General features: G+C 56.5%; 20 protein-coding genes. 13 read left to right on the top strand and 7 right to left on the bottom strand.

All coding sequences use genetic code 11. The features are described from left to right. Nucleotides 1-18: 18 nt before the first annotated feature. Both fucP and AQ981_RS09325 read left to right on the top strand, forming a co-directional pair. Complete coding sequence (gene fucP / locus AQ981_RS09330; protein ID WP_058911473.1) at nt 19-1,356, top strand: L-fucose:H+ symporter permease; 1,338 nt, start codon at nt 19-21, stop codon at nt 1,354-1,356. Nucleotide 1,357: 1 nt separating this feature from the next. Next, a complete protein-coding gene (locus AQ981_RS09325; protein ID WP_058911472.1) occupies nt 1,358-1,759 on the top strand; it encodes a VOC family protein in 402 nt (133 codons plus the stop codon). A 45-nt stretch (nt 1,760-1,804) separates the two neighbouring features. Here AQ981_RS09325 and AQ981_RS09320 read toward each other — a convergent pair whose 3' ends face one another. Further along, a complete protein-coding gene (locus tag AQ981_RS09320; protein ID WP_058911471.1) occupies nt 1,805-2,587 on the bottom strand; it encodes a tyrosine-protein phosphatase in 783 nt (260 codons plus the stop codon). Nucleotides 2,588-2,765: 178 nt separating this feature from the next. Continuing rightward, entirely contained in the window at nt 2,766-3,647 is an 882-nt protein-coding gene (locus AQ981_RS09315; RefSeq protein WP_058911470.1) for a LysR family transcriptional regulator, read from the bottom strand. 122 nt (nt 3,648-3,769) lie between these two features. On the opposite strand from AQ981_RS09315, the gene AQ981_RS09310 reads away from it, so the two are divergent. The 5 genes from AQ981_RS09310 to AQ981_RS09290 all read left to right on the top strand — a co-directional run bounded on the left by AQ981_RS09310 (nt 3,770) and on the right by AQ981_RS09290 (nt 8,282). Further along, on the top strand, nt 3,770-4,621 hold the full coding sequence (locus AQ981_RS09310) for a Vmh family MBL fold metallo-hydrolase (protein ID WP_058911469.1): 852 nt from the start codon (nt 3,770-3,772) through the stop codon (nt 4,619-4,621). Between the two features lie 252 nt (nt 4,622-4,873). Next, entirely contained in the window at nt 4,874-5,752 is an 879-nt protein-coding gene (locus AQ981_RS09305; protein WP_121500640.1) for a metal ABC transporter substrate-binding protein, read from the top strand. Beyond that, entirely contained in the window at nt 5,749-6,585 is an 837-nt protein-coding gene (locus AQ981_RS09300) for a manganese/iron ABC transporter ATP-binding protein (RefSeq protein ID WP_058911467.1), read from the top strand. The genes AQ981_RS09305 and AQ981_RS09300 overlap by 4 nt, the downstream gene beginning before the upstream one ends. Before the next feature lie 6 nt (nt 6,586-6,591). Continuing rightward, nucleotides 6,592-7,455 (top strand): metal ABC transporter permease, encoded by an 864-nt coding sequence (locus AQ981_RS09295; RefSeq protein ID WP_420809750.1) that lies wholly within the window; start codon nt 6,592-6,594, stop codon nt 7,453-7,455. After that, on the top strand, nt 7,452-8,282 hold the full coding sequence (locus AQ981_RS09290; protein WP_058911466.1) for a metal ABC transporter permease: 831 nt from the start codon (nt 7,452-7,454) through the stop codon (nt 8,280-8,282). Before AQ981_RS09295 ends, AQ981_RS09290 begins: the two co-directional genes overlap by 4 nt. Nucleotides 8,283-8,288: 6 nt before the next feature. On the opposite strand, the gene AQ981_RS09285 is transcribed toward AQ981_RS09290, so the two are convergent. Beyond that, nucleotides 8,289-9,026: a GntR family transcriptional regulator gene (locus AQ981_RS09285; RefSeq protein ID WP_058911641.1), complete on the bottom strand. Its 738-nt coding sequence runs from the start codon at nt 9,024-9,026 to the stop codon at nt 8,289-8,291. A 209-nt stretch (nt 9,027-9,235) separates the two neighbouring features. Here AQ981_RS09285 and AQ981_RS09280 point away from each other — a divergent pair, with 209 nt between their 5' ends. The 3 genes from AQ981_RS09280 to AQ981_RS09270 are packed head-to-tail and all read left to right on the top strand — an operon-like array spanning nt 9,236 to nt 12,326. Continuing rightward, nucleotides 9,236-10,588: a class-II fumarase/aspartase family protein gene (locus AQ981_RS09280; RefSeq protein ID WP_058911465.1), complete on the top strand. Its 1,353-nt coding sequence runs from the start codon at nt 9,236-9,238 to the stop codon at nt 10,586-10,588. A gap of 36 nt (nt 10,589-10,624) precedes the next feature. Continuing rightward, a complete protein-coding gene (locus AQ981_RS09275; protein ID WP_058911464.1) occupies nt 10,625-12,046 on the top strand; it encodes a DASS family sodium-coupled anion symporter in 1,422 nt (473 codons plus the stop codon). Nucleotides 12,047-12,089: 43 nt separating this feature from the next. Then, nucleotides 12,090-12,326 carry a hypothetical protein gene (locus tag AQ981_RS09270; protein WP_154675927.1) on the top strand — a complete coding sequence of 79 codons (237 nt, stop codon included), beginning with the start codon at nt 12,090-12,092 and terminating at the stop codon, nt 12,324-12,326. Between the two features lie 104 nt (nt 12,327-12,430). Here the strand turns inward: AQ981_RS09270 and mgtU are convergent, their stop codons facing one another. The 4 genes from mgtU to AQ981_RS09255 form a co-directional block, all read right to left on the bottom strand. Next, nucleotides 12,431-12,520, bottom strand: coding sequence for a magnesium transporter protection protein MgtU (mgtU, locus tag AQ981_RS28420; protein ID WP_275935297.1), 90 nt, complete (start codon nt 12,518-12,520; stop codon nt 12,431-12,433). A gap of 145 nt (nt 12,521-12,665) precedes the next feature. Continuing rightward, on the bottom strand, nt 12,666-15,398 hold the full coding sequence (mgtA, locus tag AQ981_RS09265; RefSeq protein ID WP_058911462.1) for a magnesium-translocating P-type ATPase: 2,733 nt from the start codon (nt 15,396-15,398) through the stop codon (nt 12,666-12,668). Nucleotides 15,399-16,081: 683 nt separating this feature from the next. Continuing rightward, nucleotides 16,082-16,585 (bottom strand): hypothetical protein, encoded by a 504-nt coding sequence (locus AQ981_RS09260; protein WP_058911461.1) that lies wholly within the window; start codon nt 16,583-16,585, stop codon nt 16,082-16,084. 4 nt (nt 16,586-16,589) lie between these two features. Further along, a complete protein-coding gene (locus AQ981_RS09255; RefSeq protein ID WP_082683171.1) occupies nt 16,590-17,402 on the bottom strand; it encodes a winged helix-turn-helix domain-containing protein in 813 nt (270 codons plus the stop codon). Nucleotides 17,403-17,767: 365 nt separating this feature from the next. Here AQ981_RS09255 and AQ981_RS09250 point away from each other — a divergent pair, with 365 nt between their 5' ends. The 3 genes from AQ981_RS09250 to ecpA all read left to right on the top strand — a co-directional run bounded on the left by AQ981_RS09250 (nt 17,768) and on the right by ecpA (nt 19,520). Continuing rightward, the gene (locus AQ981_RS09250; RefSeq protein ID WP_058911459.1) at nt 17,768-17,971 is read left to right on the top strand and encodes a hypothetical protein; all 204 of its coding nucleotides are present in this window, start codon (nt 17,768-17,770) and stop codon (nt 17,969-17,971) included. A 273-nt stretch (nt 17,972-18,244) separates the two neighbouring features. After that, nucleotides 18,245-18,856 carry a LuxR C-terminal-related transcriptional regulator gene (locus AQ981_RS09245; RefSeq protein WP_071608852.1) on the top strand — a complete coding sequence of 204 codons (612 nt, stop codon included), beginning with the start codon at nt 18,245-18,247 and terminating at the stop codon, nt 18,854-18,856. A gap of 82 nt (nt 18,857-18,938) precedes the next feature. After that, complete coding sequence (ecpA, locus tag AQ981_RS09240; protein ID WP_058911457.1) at nt 18,939-19,520, top strand: common pilus major fimbrillin subunit EcpA; 582 nt, start codon at nt 18,939-18,941, stop codon at nt 19,518-19,520. Nucleotides 19,521-19,709: the final 189 nt, after the last annotated feature.

The following is a 19,709-nucleotide window of genomic DNA, read 5'->3' as shown; positions in this document are numbered from 1 at the left end:
CAACAATGGGGATAGAACATGAGTACTCTGATTGACGAAAAAGTGGGCGAAAAAGCCCATAAAGCCCATAATGAAAAGCTGGATACCAGCGCTTACCTCTCTTATACGCCCTGGCTGCAGTTTCTGCTGGTGTGCTGCCTGTTCGCGCTATGGGGAATGGCCGGCAACCTGAATGACATTTTGATTGCCCAGTTCAAAAAAGGATTCGATCTCACCGACACCCAAACGGCGCTGGTGCAGTCAATCTTCTTCCTCGGCTACTTCTTTGTCGCCCTGCCCGCCGCGGCATTGATCAAGCGCTACTCCTATAAAGTGGCGATCGTCACCGGCCTGTGTCTGTACGCTTTTGGCTGTTTCCTGTTTGTCCCCGCGGCGCAGATCATGACCTACAGCGCGTTTCTCGCCTGCCTGGGGGTGATCGCCTGCGGGCTTTCGTTCCTCGAAACCTCGGCCAATACCTACTCCAGCCTGCTGGGACCGATTGACAGCTCCACCCAGCGCATTAACTTTTCGCAGATCTTTAATTCACTGGGGGTGATCTCCGGGGTGCTGATCGGCCAGATCATGGTATTCGGCAAGGACGATCCCAGTCATGAAGCGCTGCTGGCAATGCCCGCCGCCGCCGCTGAAGCGGCGCGCCACCAAATGGTCAGTCAGGTGGTCGGGCCGTATCTGATTATCGGTTCGGTGCTGGTGGTACTGGCGCTGGTATTTCTGTTGGTGAAATTCCCGTCCTGCAAAGGGGAACAGCCGCAACAGCAGGCAACAACCGAAGGGATGGGCGGCGCGCTGAAACGTCTGTTCGCCATGCCGCGCTTTCGCCTTGGCGTATTGTCGCAGTTCCTGTACGTCGGCGCTCAGGTTGGGGTCTGGAGCTTTACCATTCGCTTTGTCCAGTTGGTGCAGCACGGCACCAGCGAACATTCAGCCACCTACTGGCTGCTGGCCTCGCTGGTCATTTACGCCATTGGTAAAACCATTGCCACCTGGCTGATGAACCGCCTGAATCCGGCTCTGCTGCTGGGCCTGTTCGCCTCGGTCGCGACCCTGCTATTGCTGATTGCCGTCTTCAGCAGTTCAATGCTGGCGGTCTACGCGCTGATCCTGGTGAGTTTCTGCATGGCGCCGTGCTGGCCGACCAACTTCGGTCTGGTCATTAAAGGGATGGGCAAAGATACCCAGACCGCTGGCTCGATAGTGGTGATGTCGATTATCGGCGGCGCGGTCATTCCGCTGGTGATGGGGATTATCTCCGACATGAATGGCGGCAATATGCAAATTGCGTTTATCGCCCCGCTGCTGTGCTTCGTGTATGTCGCCTTTTACGGTTTCTGGTGCGTACGCAAGGGGGTATAAGATGCGAAGTCATATCAAACAACTGGCCCATATCGGCTATCAGGTCAGCGACCTTGAACGCTCGCTGAATTTTTATCGCCCGCTGGGTTTCTCTCTCAAAACCCGCTTCGCCAAACCGTCGCCGGGCGGGCAGATAGAGGTAGCGTTTATCGAACTGGCCGGCGTGGTGCTGGAGCTGTATCAGTTGCCACAGGGAACGCGCTTTGATACACCGCGCTGCGGTATAGACCATATCGCGCTGGAAGTGGACGATCTGGCGGCCGTCGCCGCCCGGCTCGAGGAGCTCGGTTACCCGCTGGACGAAGGACCGGTACGCGAATCCTCGCCGTGGAGCAGCGTCAGCTTTCTGCTGATTCGCGGCCCGGACGGCGAACGCCTCGAATTCGACCAGACCGCGCTCTGAGCGTCGTGACATGTCCTGCCCGGCAACGGGCAGGACCGTCGGCCCCTACGCCAGCAACGTATCCTGAATACGGGCACGCACCTCGGGGGTCAGACCATATTCCCGCGCCATCCAGGTATCGACATCCCCGTAGCGTTCCTTAATGGCGCCAAGCGCCGTACCGAGATACGATTCACGTACCGCCAGCAGGCTGTTCAACTGGCGATGTCCGTTATCGGTCAGCGCGTCACCGCACATGCCCAGCACCACCTGATGGACTTTCGTGAGCATCCCGTCGGTCAGCAGGTAGTCTTCCATCACCGTGTTTTTATCGCAGCCAAGGGTGAACAGCGCCAGCGCGCAGCCCACGCCGGTGCGATCTTTCCCCACCGCGCAGTGCTGCACCAGCGCGCCGTCAAACGGCGTCTTCAGCCATGCCGCCAGTTGATGATACGCCGGGTTATTGAACGGCAGCTGGCGATACAGCTCCAGCATCCACGCTTCGCCGTCAAGAGATTCGAGACTTGCGGCGGAAAACTCCACCACCCGGGCATTCACCTCCCGGCTCAGCGGGTTGGCCGGCGCGTTAACATAATGCGCTCCGGGGCTGAGCCGATCGGGGTGACGGTTGACCTCATCGGGATCGCGGTAATCAAGAATATAGCGCAGCGGAATATTCCCCAGATGAGACAGATCCCCGTCGGTGAGATGATCGAGCGCGCCGGAGCGCAGCAGTTTTCCCGGCCGCACCCGCCGGCCATCTGCGGCGAGGTTGCCGCCCATATCGCGGAAATTAATGCCGCCCTGTAGCGGCAGAAGGGAGGGATGTTCGGGTATGGTGGTGGTCATGAATAACCGGCTCCTGATATTTCAGCGCTGCACGCCGCCGCCCAACGGATCGGCGGAATCGCCGCCCGGACGGCCATGCAGATTAAAAATTCTCCTGTGCTGGCAAGATTATCAGGAATTCACCATAAAGTGCGCCTTTGTGTGACAGAGTTTGTCTGACTTCTGCCAATGTCCGGCATTACCCTTCGTCCAGTTGCGCCTGCAGGGCGTCGAGAAACAGGCGCCGGGCGGGAGGCTGGTAGTCACGGGTCAGATACAGTCCGTAAATCCCCAGCGATCGCGGCATCGCCGTCTCCAGTACCCGCACCAGCGCCCCGCTGGCCAGCCAGGACGCGGCCTCCATTTCCGGCACCATGGCGATACCGCAGCCGGCCAGCGCCGCATCGCGCAACACTGATGAGATGCTGGCGCTGAGGTTGCCGGAGACCGCCACGGAGAGCGCCTCCCCCTGCGCAGTCACAAAATGCCACGTCCGGCCGGCAAACTGGCTGTAATACAGGCAGTTATGGTCCGCCAGTTGCGCTACCTCGCGCGGCGCGCCGCGCTGTTCGAGGTACGCCGGCGCGGCGCACAGCACCGAGCGGCACTCGCCAAGGCGGCGGGCAATCGCCCCTGGCTCCGGGTTATCGGTAATGCGCACCGCCACATCAATACGCTCGCCCACCAGGCTAACCGGCTGGCTGCTCACCTCCAGCTCCACCCGCAGCGCCGGGTAGCGGGCCAGAAACGCCGGCAGCATCGGCCCAATCACTTGCTGAGCGGTCAGATGGGCGCAGGCTACCCGCAATACCCCGGACGGCGTGGCGTTATCCTGCTGGCCGGCGATCTCTTCCGACAGCCGGGCGAGGCGGAGGCTCTTTTGCAGAATCTGCTCCCCGGCGGGGGTCAGGGTCAGGCGTCGCGAGGAGCGGTGCAGCAGGCGCGCCCCGGCCCACTTTTCCATTTGTTCCAGATAGCGGCTCACCATGGGCCGCGACATGCCCAGCGAACGGGCAGCGGCGCTCAGGCTGCCCAGCTCGCAAATCCGGTTATACACCTGCGCCGCCATAACGCGATCCATACTTCCGCTCCCTATCTGCCCGATTAATGAAACTCAGCATCTCTTGTTTCAGGAATTCTTACAAATAACAATTTCCGTACAATAGGCGTGACTCATCACCTGCATACTGATAAAGGCCTGCCATGAAACGCTATCTGATTCTCCTGCTCTGCGCGCTGTTCAGCCCGGCGCTGCTCGCCGCGCCGCTGAGTACCGAAGTCTATAACCCACAGGACAAGGGCCTGTTCGCCGTCTCCTCGACGCTGGTCAGCGGCCCGCGCGAGGCCATCCTGTTCGACGCCCAGTTCAGCGTCCGCGACGGCGAAAAACTGGTGGAAATGATCCGCCGCAGCGGGAAGACCCTGACGCGGATCGTCATCACCTCCGGCGACCCGGATTTTTACTTTGGTATCGAACCGATCGTTAACGCCTTCCCCAACGTACCGGTGGTGGCCAGCCGGCGGGTCGTCGACCATATCAACGCCACCAAAGACACCAAACTGGCGTTCTGGGGTCCGCAGATGAAAGATGGCGCGCCGCAGCGGCTGTATGTACCGCAGGCGCTGGCGGAAACCCGGCTGCGGATTGATGGCGAAACGCTGGAATTGCGCCACCCGGACAGCTATGCCGCCTATGTCTGGATCCCGTCGATTAAAACGATTCTCGGCGGTACCGCTATCTCTTCGGGGATCCACGTCTGGACCGCCGATACCCAAAGCGCCGCCAGCCGCGACCAGTGGCGCGACGTGTTGCAGGAGATGATCGGTCTGCATCCGCAGCAGGTGATCCCCGGCCACTACCTCGGCGCACGGCCCGCCGGCGATCGAGCGATCATTTTTACCCGTGACTATCTGCAATCCTTCGCCCGGGCGCTGTCCCGGTATCAGGACTCCGCTGGCGTGATCCGCGCCATGCAGGACGCCTGGCCAGAACTGGCGGAAGAGAGTTCGCTGGAGCTGAGCGCTAAAGTGAATACCGGCGAAATGAGCTGGTAATTTCTCTCCCCAGGCGCGCGTCGGGTCAGACTGACGCGCGCTTTTCACGCCATCCATTCCCTTTATCCCGATTCAGTCCCCGATGCGGTCCAGCCATAGACTTTATTGATAATGATTTTCATTTGCGAATTTATATAGCATAAGCTATGTTTTATAGCAGTTGCTATATTTGTCGAAGATGACGCCGATCATTTCACTTCAGGGGACACGATGAACGCTCGCTACCGCACCTTCTGGCGTACCTGCGCCTTGATGCTCGCCATGGGCTGTGCCCTGGTCAGTTTTTCCACTGCCGCCCAGCAAAAATTCCGGGTAATCACCACCTTCACGGTGATTGCCGATATGGCGCGCCATGTCGCCGGCGACGCCGCCCGGGTCAGTTCAATCACCAAACCGGGCGCCGAAATTCATGAATACCAGCCCACCCCCGGGGATATCCGCCGCGCCCAGGACGCGCAGTTAATCCTCTCCAACGGGTTAAACCTTGAGTTGTGGTTTGCGAAGTTCTATCAGCACCTGAAAGGCGTGCCGGAAGTGGTGGTCTCTGACGGCATCACTGCGCTGGGGATCCATGAAGGGCCCTACGAAGGTAAGCCTAACCCCCACGCCTGGATGTCGCCGGCCAACGCGCTTATCTATGTCGATAATATCCGCGATGCGCTGGTGAAATACGATCCCGCCAATGCTGCCGTCTACCGGGCCAACGCCGCGGCGTATAAACAAAAAATCACTGCCGCTATTGAACCGATTCGCGCCCGCCTGGATACCCTGCCGGCAGACCACCGCTGGCTGGTCACCAGCGAGGGTGCCTTCTCCTACCTGGCCCGGGACTTTGGTCTGCGCGAGTTGTATCTGTGGCCGATTAATGCCGATCAGCAGGGTACGCCACAACAGGTGCGTAAAGTGGTGGATGCGATCAGGCAGCACCATATTCCGGCTATCTTCAGCGAAAGCACCGTGTCAGATAAACCGGCCCGTCAGGTTGCCCGGGAGACCGGCGCCCGCTACGGCGGCGTACTTTACGTTGACTCCCTGAGCACCGCGGATGGCCCGGTGCCAACCTACCTGGATCTGCTGCGTATTACCGCCGATACCGTGGTGAAAGGTCTCAGCGCCGGAGAGACGCCGTGAGCCTGTTTAGCCGTCTTCGTCCCTGCCCGCCGGCGGATCCCCGGGCCAGCGGCGTCACGATGCGTAACGTCAGCGTCACTTATCGCAACGGCCACACCGCCCTGCGCGACGCCAGCTTTTCACTCCCCCAGGGGAGCATTACCGCGCTACTGGGGGTCAACGGCGCCGGGAAATCGACCCTGTTTAAAGCCATTATGGGGCTGGAGCGTCCCGGCGATGGCGAGGTATCGCTGCTCGGTTTACCGGTCAGCGTCGCGCTGCGCAACAACCTGGTAAGCTATGTGCCGCAGTCCGAAGAGGTGGACTGGAATTTCCCGGTGCTGGTGGAGGACGTCGTGATGATGGGGCGCTACGGCCATATGGGGATGCTGCGCATCCCCACGGCGGCGGACAAACAGGCGGTACAGCAGGCGCTGGAGCGGGTGGATATGGCGGCCCTGCGCCGCCGGCAAATTGGCGAACTGTCCGGCGGCCAGAAAAAGCGCGTGTTTCTCGCCCGGGCGCTGGCCCAGAATAGCCGCCTGTTACTGCTCGACGAACCCTTCACCGGCGTGGACGTCAACACCGAAGAGCTGATCGTCACCCTGTTGCAACACCTGCGCGATGAAGGCCGCAGCATACTGGTTGCCACCCACAACCTGGCGATGGTGCCGGGTTTCTGCGACCATACGCTGCTGGTCAACGGTACGGTTCTCGCCTGCGGCCCGACGGCGCAGACCTTCACTGCCGCCAGGCTGCGCGAAGCCTTCGGCGGCGTGGCCCGCCATCTGCTGGCCGCCAGCGGTATAGCGGACGGCGACCCGCTTGCGCCGCCGCTGGCCCGACACGGTTGACGCGCCATGCTGACGTTATTACTTGAGCCCTTCACTTATCAGTACATGGTGAATGCCATGTGGGTCTCCGCCCTGGTTGGCGGCGTGTGCGCGTTTCTCTCCTGCTACCTGATGCTCAAAGGCTGGTCGCTGATCGGCGATGCGCTGTCTCATTCCATTGTACCCGGCGTGGCGGGCGCCTGGCTGCTGGGGCTGCCGTTCTCGGTAGGGGCGTTTTTTTCCGGCGTACTGGCGGCGGGCGGTATGTTGTTACTCAATCAGCGTACCCGGCTGCGGGAAGATGTGATTATCGGCCTGATTTTCTCCACCTTTTTCGCCCTCGGGCTGTTTATGGCCTCCCTGAATCCCATGTCGGTCAATATTCAGTCGATTGTGCTGGGCAATATTCTGGCCATCGCGCCGGCGGACATTGTGCAACTGGCGCTGATCGGCTTTATCAGCCTCGCCATTCTGCTGGTGAAATGGAAAGATCTACTGGTCACGTTTTTTGATGAACAACACGCCCGGGCCATCGGCCTGAATACGCTATGGCTGAAAGTTCTGTTCTTCACCCTGTTGTCGGTCTCTACCGTCGCCGCCATGCAAACCGTCGGCGCGTTTCTGGTGATCTGCATGGTGGTCACGCCGGGCGCCACCGCCTGGTTGTTTACCGACCGCTTTCCGCGACTGATCGCCATCGCCGTACTGCTGGGCAGCCTGAGCAGTTTCTGCGGCGCGTGGCTCAGTTATTACCTGGACGGCGCCACTGGCGGGATCATCGTTACGCTGCAAACGCTGATTTTTATGCTGGCGTTTCTGTTCGCCCCGCGCCATGGCCTGATCGGCAACCGCCGCCGCGCCCGCCGTCTGACACAGGAGAACGCCGGATGATCGCCGTACTGCTGGCTCCGCTACAGTTTGACTTTATGATTAACGCGCTGGTGATTTGTCTGCTGATCGCCATTCCGACGGCCCTGCTCTCCTGCTTTATGGTGCTGAAAGGCTGGGCGCTGATGGGCGACGCGATGAGTCACGCGGTTTTCCCCGGCGTGGTCATCGCCTGGATAGTCGGCCTGCCGTATGCCATCGGAACCTTCGTCGCCGGTATGCTGTGCGCCCTTGGCAGCGGGTTTCTCAAAGATAACAGCCGGATACGCCAGGATACCGCCATGGGGATTCTGTTTTCCGGCATGTTCGGCGCCGGGCTGGTGCTGTATGTCTACGTTCAGCCGGACGTACATCTCGACCACATTCTGTTCGGCGATATGCTGGGTATTGGTCGCCAGGACATTATCGGGACGGCATTCATCGCCGCCCTGACGCTGGCGGTACTGCTGGTGAAATGGCGGGATTTACTGCTGCACGCCTTCGACCCGGTCCAGGCGCGGGCGGTCGGGCTGGCGGTGAAATGGCTGCATTATGGTCTGCTGGCTCTGCTGGCGCTGGCGATTGTCGCGGCCCTGAAAGCGGTGGGGATCATTCTGGCAGTGGCGCTGTTGATTGCCCCGGGGGCGATCGCCTTTCTGGTCACCCGCACTTTCGCCATGATGATGGCGGTCGCCGCGCTGGCATCCGTCATCGCCATCTGCGGCGGGATCTGGATTGCCTTCTGGCTCGACAGCGCGCCGGCCCCGACGGTGGTGCTGGTCTTCGCGCTACTGTTTATCGCCGCGCTGCTGGCCAGCGAACGCGCCAGGGCAACCCGGCGCGCGGCGTGAACCGGCTCAGTCGTCGGCAGTGAGATGCTTGAGCACAATGGAGCAGGTATAACGCCCGGCGGGGTGGACCGAAATGGTGGTTTCAAAGGTTTCGCCGTGCCGATCGATATAGCGGCGCACGATGCGCAGCGCCGGAGAATCCGGCTCCACCCCCAATACCTTCGCCATCCTGGCCGGCACGCCAACCGCGGTAATACTCTGGTGCACCTCTGTGCTCTTAATACCGTAGTGCTCCTCGATCAGATCGCTGATCAGGGCATGGGGATCGCGGCGCACCAGTTGGCGCAATTTACTGTAGGCCGGGCTGGCGTAGCTATCGGTCCAGCAAATCGGCGCCCCCTGCTTCTGGCTATCTTCACGAATACTGGCGATATGCAGCCAGCGGGAGCCCGGCGGGCACCCCATCAACTGGGCCAGTTCGATATCCGCCACGATCTCGTCCACCTTCTTGACCACCCGCGGATTATGGCGTGCCAGCACCAGCAAATCCTCCAGATAGGCCAGCGGATGGTCCTGCGCATTCTCGCCTGAGCCATCGGTGACATGAGTCCCGGCCCCTTTGCGCCGGGAAATCAGCCCCTGCTCTGTGAGGCTGCGCAGCGCTTCACGCACCGTATGACGGCTGACCTGGTAAGCTTCGCAAAGCTCTTTTTCAGTAGGAAACAGTGATCCGACAGGATACTTGCCGGAGGCAATATCCGCCGCCAGTTCACGGGCAATACGCTGGTACAAAGACTCTTTCATCGCCATTTTCTTCAAAAAATTACCGATCGTAATCACAAAAGCAGCAATCAACTCTTCCCTTCAAAATGTACGGTCATTATAAAATGTCCGGACATTATAAATGACCGGACATTTAATAAATGTCCAGACATTAAATTCTCAGTATGCCGAAAGCCGCAGCACCGACTGACCGGCAGTCTATCACTAATCCAACCCACCAAGGGGGTTTTATGGCTTCCACCGTTATTGATTCCGTCCTGTTCCGGGACTCTTTCGGCACGCCGCAAATGCGCGCCATCTTTGATGACTACGAGCTTATCCGTAAGTATGTGGAAGTCGAGGTCGCGCTGGCGAAAGCCGAGGCGCGCTGCGGCGTGATCCCGCAGGAAGCGGCGGATGAGATTGCCGCCAAATGTAATGCCGATACCCTGGATTTCGACCTGCTGCGCCACGAAACCGAAATCGTCGGCTACCCGATCCTGCCGCTGGTTCATCAGATTTCTAAACAGGCCGGCGCTTCCGGCGGTTATGTCCACTGGGGAGCCACCACCCAGGACATTATGGATACCGCCGTGGTGCTGCAAATCCGCGACGCCTTTGACATCGTCGAGGCGGACATTCGCGAACTGCGCAAAATTCTCGCCGGTCTGGCCCTGCGCTACCGCGATACGCCGATGGCTGGCCGCACCCACCTGCAGCAGGCGCTGCCGATCACCTTTGGCTATAAGGCCGCTATCTGGCTGGATATGTTCGATCGCCACGCCGAACGCCTCGAGCAGGCGCGCCCACGGGTGCTGGTCGGGGAATTCGCCGGCGCGGCGGGCACGCTGGCCTCCCTTGGCGATAAAGGGCTCGACGTGCAGAGAGCGATGATGGAAGAGCTCGGCCTCGGCGTCCCGGTCTCCACCTGGCACGTGGCGCGCGACGGTTTCGCCGAAGCGGTCAACCTGCTGGGCGTTATCACCGGCTCACTGGGCAAAATCGCCTATGACGTAATGCTGCTCGCCGCCAACGAGTTCGCCGAGCTTTACGAACCCTTCGTCAAAGGACGCGGCGCCAGCAGCACCATGCCCCAGAAGCGCAATCCGATCTCCAGCGAACTGATGCTGGCCTGCGCGAAAGGGGTACGGCAGCAGGCCGGCCTGATGCTCGACGCCATGATTCAGGATCTGGAGCGCGCTACCGGCCCCTGGCACGCCGAGTGGATCGCCATCCCGGAAAGCTTTGTGCTGACCGCCGGCGCGCTGCATCAGGCAAAGTTCATGCTCAGCGGACTGATTGTCGACGAGCAGGCGATGGCGCGAAACCTTGATATGACGAAGGGGCTGATTGTCGCGGAAGCCGTCATGATGGGGCTGGCGCCGTATATTGGCCGCCAGGATGCGCACGACGTGGTGTATGACGCCTGCCGCGTGGTCAATGAGCAGGGCGGTCGGCTGGCGGATGTCCTTAACGCCATGCCCGGGGTCTCCAGCCGCCTCGATCCGCAGCTCATTGAGCGCCTGACCGATCCGGCCAACTATCTGGGCATGGCGCCGCAGATGGTAGACCAGGTGCTGGCGAAATCCGCCGGACGCCAATAACCCGGGTTAATCACCCATCAGCATGAGGAGATGATCATGTCATCTACATCATCCAGGGGAAAAACCATTGTCGCTTTTGCGATTCCGCTGTTAGTGGGCGTCATTATCTGGTTCTCACCAGTACCGGAAGGGTTAACTCCACAGGCCTGGCATATGTTTGCCATTTTCGCCGCCACCATCGCCGCCATCCTCACGCAGCCGCTCCCTTCGGGGGCGGTAATGCTGATTTCGCTGTGCGTGGTGATTTTCACTAAAACATTACCGGAAGCCAGAGCGCTGTCCGGGTTCGCCAGCGGAACGGTATGGCTGATTTTCTGCGCCTACGTGCTTTCGCTGGGGTTTGTTACTTCCGGACTGGGTAAGCGTATCGCCTATAAGATGTTGTCGCTGTTCGGCGGTAGTAGTCTGGGGATTGCCTATTCGCTGGGGGTTTCCGACCTGATCATGGCGCCGGCGATGCCGTCGGTGACGGCGCGTTCCGGCGGCATTATCTTCCCGATCGCCCGTTCAATTAATGATGTGCTGGGTTCGGCGCCGGGTGAAACCGGCAAGCGCATTGGCAACTTCCTGACCATGGTCTGCTTCCAGTTTACGCCAATCACCGGGGCTATCTTCCTTACCGGGATGGCCGCCAACCCGCTGGTAGGCAGCCTGGCGAAATCGACTCTTGGGGTGGAAATCACCTGGGGCGGCTGGTTTGTCGCCGCGGTCGTTCCCGCCATGGTGTGCTTTCTGCTTATGCCGCTGCTGGTTTATAAAATCATCAACCCGGAGCTGAAACGCACACCGGAAGCCAAAGAGATGGGCCAGCGTTCTCTGCTCGCGCTCGGCGCGATGAGCAGCGCAGAGAAGAAAGTCGCTGTGGGTTTTGTGCTGGCGCTTATCGGCTGGGGCACCAGCCTGGTAACCGGTCTGTCCGCCACCGCGGTAGGACTGGGACTGGCGGCTTACCTGTTCGCCTCGCGGGCCGTGGACTGGAAAGCGCTGCTTAACGATCACGCGGCCTGGGATACGGTTATCTGGTTCAGCGTGATCATCAGCCTGGCCAGCGGCCTTGGAGAGCTGGGCTTTATTAAGTGGATGACCGAACAGTTGGGCAGCAGTATTCAGGGGTTCGGCGCCATGCAGGCCTTCATTATCCTTGGGCTGCTGTATATCTACGTCCACTATCTGTTTGCCACCGCCTCCGGGCATGTCGCCGCGCTGTATGCGCCGTTTGCCGCCACGGCGATTGCCGCCGGCGCGCCGCCCATGATGGTGGCTATCTGTTTCGGTATTTTCAGCAACCTGATGTGGGGTAACACGGAATACGGTGGCGGACCCGGTCCTATCTATTTCGGCCAGGGGTATTTCAACCGCCCGACGTTCTACAAAATTAACCTGTGCGTGGTGACCTTTAACGTCGCGCTGACCTTTATTGTCGGTATGCTGTGGTGGAAATTGCTGGGCTATTATTGACCGGGACCGACCCCGCTTTACCCACTCAATAACAGAGGAAGGAATGATGGACGCTTTTCAGCAGTCCTGTCAGGCGGCCTATCGTTTCGTGCAGGCCCACGGCAGAACAACATCCGAAGATGTCAGAAATAACTGTCACTGTAAGTTTCATGAATGGCGGGATATTTTATTCCACCTGCGCATCAATTACGGCGTTATCAGCGTCAGGGGCAAAGGGATATTTATTGATGATGCGACTTATCAGCGCTGGCTGACTCAACACCGCCGGCTGGCGCGTTAACCGTATCGTCTCCCGGTAATAACAACCATGCGCCTGGTCCTGTGACCAGGCGCTTCAGACTGCGGATAAAGGAAAAAAGTGTGATTTTCCGGCCTTTGTAGTTATCAGCGAATAAAAATAGTCAGCAAAATAATGATGACCGCAATGGTGAGGACTTGCAGAAACACTTTGTCCAGTCGGTATCTTTTCATCATGCCTCCTGGCTATTGCGCTATTTGCAGGACGCCGCACAGCAGAATAGCGACGCCGATCGCCAGAAAAATGGCGGTACATACTCTGTCATGACGCTTTTTCATCCTGACCTCCTCTGTTCTGTGTACGGCAGCCTGTCGGCGATGCTCAGAACCACTGGCCAAAACGTTTGATATAGAAGCGCTTCATTCCCTGAGCCACCAGGCAGTAGCTCAGCAGCGTCGCCACCAGCCACGGGAAGTAGCTCCACGGCAGCGGCACCAGCCCCACCATCGCTCCCAGCGGCGAGAACGGAATATAAATACCCAGCGCCATAATGCATCCGGTGGTCAACAGCACCGGCAGCGTCGCGCGGCTCTGGATAAACGGGATTTTCCGGGTGCGTAACATATGTACTACCAGAGTCTGGGACAACAATCCCTCAATGAACCAGCCGGACTGGAACAATGCCTGCGCTTCAACGCTGTTGGCGGCAAACACGAACCACATCAGCGCAAACGTCGTGATATCAAAAATCGACGATGTCGGGCCAATCCAGACCATAAACCGCCCAATGTTCCGGGCATCCCATTTGCGTGGCTGGCGTAAAAACTCCTTGTCCATTTTGTCCCACGGCAGCGAAAGCTGGGAGATGTCGTACATCAGGTTCTGAATCAGCAGGTGGATCGCCAGCATCGGTAAAAAAGGGATAAACGCGCTGGCCACCAGTACCGAAAAGACATTGCCGAAATTGGAGCTGGCGGTCATGTTCAGATACTTGATGATATTGCCGAACGTCTCGCGTCCTTTGATTACCCCCGCTTCCAGTACCATCAGATCCTTTTCCAGCAGGATGATGTCGGAAGACTCTTTGGCAATATCGGCCGCGCTGTCGACGGAAATACCGACATCCGCATCGCGCAACGCCGGCGCATCGTTGATACCGTCGCCGAGGAAACCGACGGTATGGCCATTTTTTTGCAGTGTCTTCAGGATGCGAGATTTCTGCAGCGGCGTTAGCTTCGTGAACACGGAGCAACGCTCCGCTTCCCGGGCCAGCTGGCTGTCTGACATGGTCGCCACGTCGGCGCCGGTCAGAATGTCGCTGGCATTCAGCCCTACCTGCTGGCAGATACGCGCCGTCACCACCGGGTTATCGCCGGTCAGCACTTTAACCGCCACGCCGTTTTCACGTAACGCGCTGATGGCTTTCGCCGCGCTCTCTTTCGGCGGATCGAGGAAAGTTAATACCCCTTCCACGGTCAGTTCCTGCTCGTCGGCGCTGCACAGCGGACGGGCCAGACCGGCGCTACCGAGTTCACGGGTGGCGACCACCAGCACCCGGAATCCCTGTTGGTTATAGCGCCGGGTCAGTTCCTGCAGCGCCTCGCGGCGTGTTTCATCCAGCGGGGCAACCGCTTCGCCTTCACGGATATGGGTGGCAATGGCCAGCATCTCCTCGACAGCGCCTTTACAAATCAGGGTTTGCGTCCCCTGCCGGCGTTCCTCCACCACCACAGATACCCGCCGGCGAATAAAATCAAACGGCAGCTCATCCACTTTGCTGAAACCCGCCTGCATTGCCGGCGTGAGGCGATCCGCGCCGAAGCGGAGAATGGCCCGATCCATCAGGTTACTGGTTCCGCTCTGGCTATTGCTGTTCAGCCACGCCAGCGTCAACACCCGCTCGCTCTCCACCCCGGCGCAATCCAGATGATGCTCCAGGATAATATTGTCCTGGGTCAGCGTGCCGGTTTTGTCGGTACACAACACATCCATAGCGCCGAAATTCTGAATAGCATTCAGTCGTTTAACGACAACCTTACGCCGTGACATGGCGATAGCCCCTCGGGCGAGGTTGGAGCTGACAATCATCGGCAACATTTCCGGCGTCAACCCGACCGCGACCGCCAGCGCAAACAGCGATGCGTCCACCCAGTCGCCCCTGGTGAAACCGTTAATCAGTAACACTATCGGCACCATCACCAGCATAAAGCGGATCAGCAGCCAGCTAACGCTGTTTACCCCGCGATCGAACGCCGTCTGGGGCCGGGAACCGACTATCGATTTCGCCAGCGAGCCGAAGTAAGTTTGCGAACCGGTAGCGACCACCACCGCCCGGGCGGTACCGCTGGCCACATTGGTACCCATCAGGCAGATATTGCCCAGCTCAAGTAGCGACTTGTTCAAAACCGGCGTGGGTAGCTGGTGACTGTTTTTACCGGACACACTGGCCATCACATCATATTTTTCCACCGGCAGAGATTCACCGCTCAGGATGGCCTGGCTGATAAACAGATCCCGGGACTCCAGCAGCCGTACGTCAGCGGGCACCAGATCGCCGGCGCTGAGCAGTACAATATCCCCGGGCACTAACTCCTCAATCGCCACTTCCTGCTTCGCACCTGGCTGATTCCCCGCACCGCGCCGCAGCACGGTGGCAGTGGTCCGTACCATCGATTTCAGCGCCTGGGCGGCCTGATTAGTACGAAACTCCTGCCAGAAGCGCAGCAATCCGCTCAGCGTCACCATGATGACAATAATCACCACGCCGGCCACCTCCGTCTCCTCACCGGACGAGGCGGGGATCCAGTAGTCGGTGATAAAGCTGACCGCCGCCAGCGCCATCAGGACATAGATAAACGGGTTATTAAATGCCTGCAACAGTTGTACCAGCGCTGGCGGCGCTTTCTGGTGCGCCACCTCATTGGATCCATACTCGTCCAGCCGCTGCCGGGCCTCTTTGTCGGTAAGCCCTTGCCTGTCGCTGTTCAGGCGCGACAGCGTATGCTCCGGGCTGTTAAACGCTTCCTTCTCAATCGGGAAGGTTTTTGTCTGGCGCTTATCACTTTCTGACCCGCCGCGGCGATATTTCCGGGCTTCCAGTTTCATGTCAGTCATGATGCTATCCCCATTACTTTGCTACCCGCATTAATTCGGGCATAACTGTTCCTGCATAAATTAATATGCATCATCCAAAAAGAGTAAAATGTATTACCCTGCCATTAATAAAAGATAAAAATAAACCGTTCGGGAATATCCATCTTTCCCTCCTTATTTTTTCCGGGCGTAAAAGGCCTTACCGTATTTAAAAACACAGCAGGTAATAACAGTGTGGGGTTGGTCAGGTTACGGCGTGGGTTATCGTTCCCGACGGTACGAGCGCCGGTAATCAGCAGATCCAGTCATTGCACAAAAACACGATAAATATCATCATGTTAAATCATACGCGCCGGAGATGCCCGCAATACACGCATTAACCTGTTAGCGAGGTGGAGGAAATAATGAATTTTTAAACATAAACATGATGACCTGCTCCGTAATAACATTATTACTGAGAACCATAGTTCAGGAATGCAATCATCATATTGAGGAAGATTGCTGCCCGCCTGATTTGGCAAGCAGCGACAGGAATTCAGGTCGTCAGCTTGCCTTATTAATAAAACTGTCCGGGTGACTGTCCAACATGAATCTCCTGAATGAATTTGCCGATATTATAGTTAGCCAAATATAAATGTACAGAAAAAAGCGTCAATGAGTGATGATTTGTTTACTTTGCGCCAGGGTCGACGGACGGTTGCCAGCTAAAGGGTTGCCGGGGCAGCGCCGTAACACATAAAAGAGGGATTATAGAGAGAACCAATCAGATACACATTGTCTATCATGGAAACCGTGATATAGCGGCCGGCCTCCGGTGAAATGGAATAAAAGTAGCGCGACAGCACCTCATCAGGGGCGTTATCACGCCCGGACTTCAGCACGTTGATCTCCTGAAGCTGGTATTTTTCGTCGCTAATGTGAATATAGTTAAAAGTGGCGTCGCGCCGCACCAGGTAACGTTTGCCGCGATAAATCAGATCGCCATCCATCGACAGCGTTCCCCAGCCCTGGTTGCTGAACTGGATCTGCGTATTGGCCGTCATGGCGTAGTCACTGTCCGGGAGTTGATAACGAAAGTATGCCGAACAGGCGAAGTTGAGGCGGTGGCGATACAAATTGACCAGCCAGACAGCTTCCGCAAGACCGAGCAACACCAGAAACATCATCAATGCGATCGCTTTTCTCTGTTTCAGATTCACGCTGGCCACTTCGCTAACTCCAGTCATTTGCAATGAAACTGCGACACGGACCGATGTCGCTGCGATTGCGCAGACAGGAAGCGGCAAACACTCTCCCCTTCCCATCCAGAATGGCTTTGGCATCGGCATAGACGTAGAACACGGTGGATTGTCGGCACTGGTATCCGGCGGAATCAATAATGCGCAGAGCCATGTCTGGATCCATCGCGTTGCCCGAGCCGAGCCGAACAGGCAGGAAATAGATATCACACTCTTTGAGAGCGCCGATTTTAACCGGCGTAATAGAGTGCACGCGCGCCGCCGCTGACTGACTCATGACCAGATATACCGTCGCCGGAATGATCAGTAAAAACACCGCCAGCAACAAAGCCACAACCGCAACTAAGCGCAGTTTACTTATCTGCGGACGCTCAACAGCGGAATACCCGGGCTCGTGACGGACTTCTTTGCGGGGCTTTTTCCGCGGGATTGCTGCCTGCGGTGTGGTGGACTCCATGGTTTTGACCGCTATCGCGCCATTAAGCGTAAACCCCACCCGGGGAATGGTTTTTATCGTGTCTTCAGCCATTCCCCGTGCGTGCAACGCTTTACGCAGGATAGAAATATACTGGTTCAGGCTGTTATTAGAAGATTCCAGACCATACTTTTCCCACACCATATCCAGAATTTTATCCCGGGGAATGACCTCGCCATGGTGTTCTATTAAAAGCAGCAATAGCCGACTGGCGGTTGCCGTCAGTACCGTTTTTTCCGACTCATTCTCTTTTAGCCAGAGCGAACCATCATCCGGTCTGAAAAATATCGCGTCATTAATCATGTATAACATGCTGGCGCTCCCTACAGAACAACACCCCACAACCTGATCCCGATCACCCTATACTCTGCAACAAAAGTTATCCATAAATGCAAATTTAATCTCTATAAAACGTAAAATGACAGTATAAAAATCCATTTAAGGCAATATCATAAACCATTAATATTAAACAAAGGGATAACTCCGATCGATTGTACGAATAAATTCGCCGCTAAAAACCACCACACAGGCAGCGAACAATGGGACCCGCTCGTATCTCTGGTATCAGGCGCGCCGGGTTGTCCGCGGCGGCAGACCACCGCGCCATGTCACCTCAAACCCTCGCCGCCAGCCTGCATTCTGCCTCACTTTCTCCGCGCCCAGAACCATGAGAAAAAATGAATCATCTGAAAACGCGCCAGAAAATTCCGGGATTTGCTTTCCGTCAATTTACCCGGGAATACATCATGCAATATATTGATTCAGTGCATATTACCATCTCTCAATTAACAAAAAAGAAAACAAAAACCAACCAAAAAGAAACAACTCAATGTGCTGTTATGGTTTTTTTTGACTATTTGTGCTGTTATTTTTTGACCTGATAACATTAAATCACAGGGAATAATCCTGGCTGCAAAGGGTAATATTCCGAGAAATGGCAATAACAGTCATTCATGAGAGAAATCATACAAGATTGAGTCAGATGCTTTTCTTTATCCTTTCACAATAACGCCCATCGACCGGAAAACTCAGATTTTTCCACCAAAAACCCGTTTGTTAAAAATAAAAAATAAAGTTGTCAAAAAACTAATGATGAATAACATAAGCCTCATCACAGGATTGAAGCAATTTCAGAAAGGGAGTTTTCTGGGCTTATGCACATCAGGGCAAATGTAGAATTACGTTGTAGTAGTTGCCATTATAACTGCGAAGTAAGTCCAAACCTTTCAATAAAAGCCAGCAACTGTCTTGACCAGCAATATTGTATCTGGCCGGAACAAAACCAGTATTTGAAAACGGGTATATTATCGTTATTGCTTAATGATTATTACAACCTGCTGGGCTGTGGTTTCATTTTCGTTGACTTTTCATATTACAACATAAAAATATTTTCAAATGCTGACTGGGCTACCTGGCTGACCAGAACCAATTTTCGATTAATACTGATTGCAGACAAGAAGATGGAAGCGCTGGCCAGCTACTGGCAGAAATGTTTTTCCCATGTCGTGGCGGTAATTTATGCCGACGACAGTCACCAGAGCATCAGGAAAAAGATCAGTAATGCATTTCTTGGCCGGCGCACCGTTGACGTGAAACGCCATAAACTCACGGCGCTGGAGATTACTGTTTTAGATTTGTTAATACGCGGCATACCGGTAAAAGGAATTGCACAGTTATTAAACATGAAAGAGAAAAGCGTTTATAACATTCGAGGTACGCTGAAAACCAAAATGGGAGGGCGCATTAACAATATTATAGCAGGATAATATTTGCTATTAGCTGTACCGCTTTTTTACGCAACTACTCCTTTTCAAGGAATCTACATTAATTTATTTAAGGATATATAAAATGAAAAAATTAGCATTAGCTGGCTGTGTGGCTGCGGCATTCGTTTGCTCTAACGCTATGGCGGTAGATGTAACAGCTTCCGCGACCGCTACCTGGGACGCGACCGCGACAAAAGATACCACCAGCGCGCTGGTTGTTACTCCGCTGAAATCCCTGACCTTCCAGTATGCTGAAGGTATCGAAGCGTTCAATAGCCAGAACGGCGCGTTCGACATCACTATCCAGGGCCAGTCAGGCGCTACCGACTTCACGCTGACATCACAGATCGTTACCAACACCCTGAGCCGCACCACTGACGCGTCCACCCTGGATGTTGGTATCAACTGGAACGGTTCAAAGCTGAGCAAAACGACGCCGGTCACCATGATCGATACCGCTAACAGCATCTCCGCGGGCCTCGACGCGCTGGCCGTCAGCACAGCTTATGCCGGCGCCAGCCGTACCTCTACTCAGGGTACCTTCACTTTCAATATTGATTCCGCCACCAGCGATGGTTCCACTGCCGCAGATTTCAAAGATCTGACTGACGGTTACTGGAGCGGCGATGTGAAAGTTCAGTTCAATGCGGTGTGGACTATCTAATCCTCCGGCATGAACAGGTCACGACAGGAGGCCCTGCGCCTCCTTAATGACTGACAGGCCCAAAAGCGCCGTTTTTTTGGGCCTTATCGTTCAGGGACGAAAATCCATCATTTGATTTTCCTGTTTATTTTCTGGCCCTGGTAAGCGCTGCGACTGAGCCGCAATCAGTCTCAGGAGACACGGCGTCTC

Source organism: Entomohabitans teleogrylli (assembly GCF_001484765.1).
Classification (GTDB): domain Bacteria; phylum Pseudomonadota; class Gammaproteobacteria; order Enterobacterales; family Enterobacteriaceae; genus Entomohabitans; species Entomohabitans teleogrylli.
The sequence above is the reverse complement of the archived record's forward strand: the minus strand, read 5'-3'. Positions and strand labels throughout refer to the sequence as shown.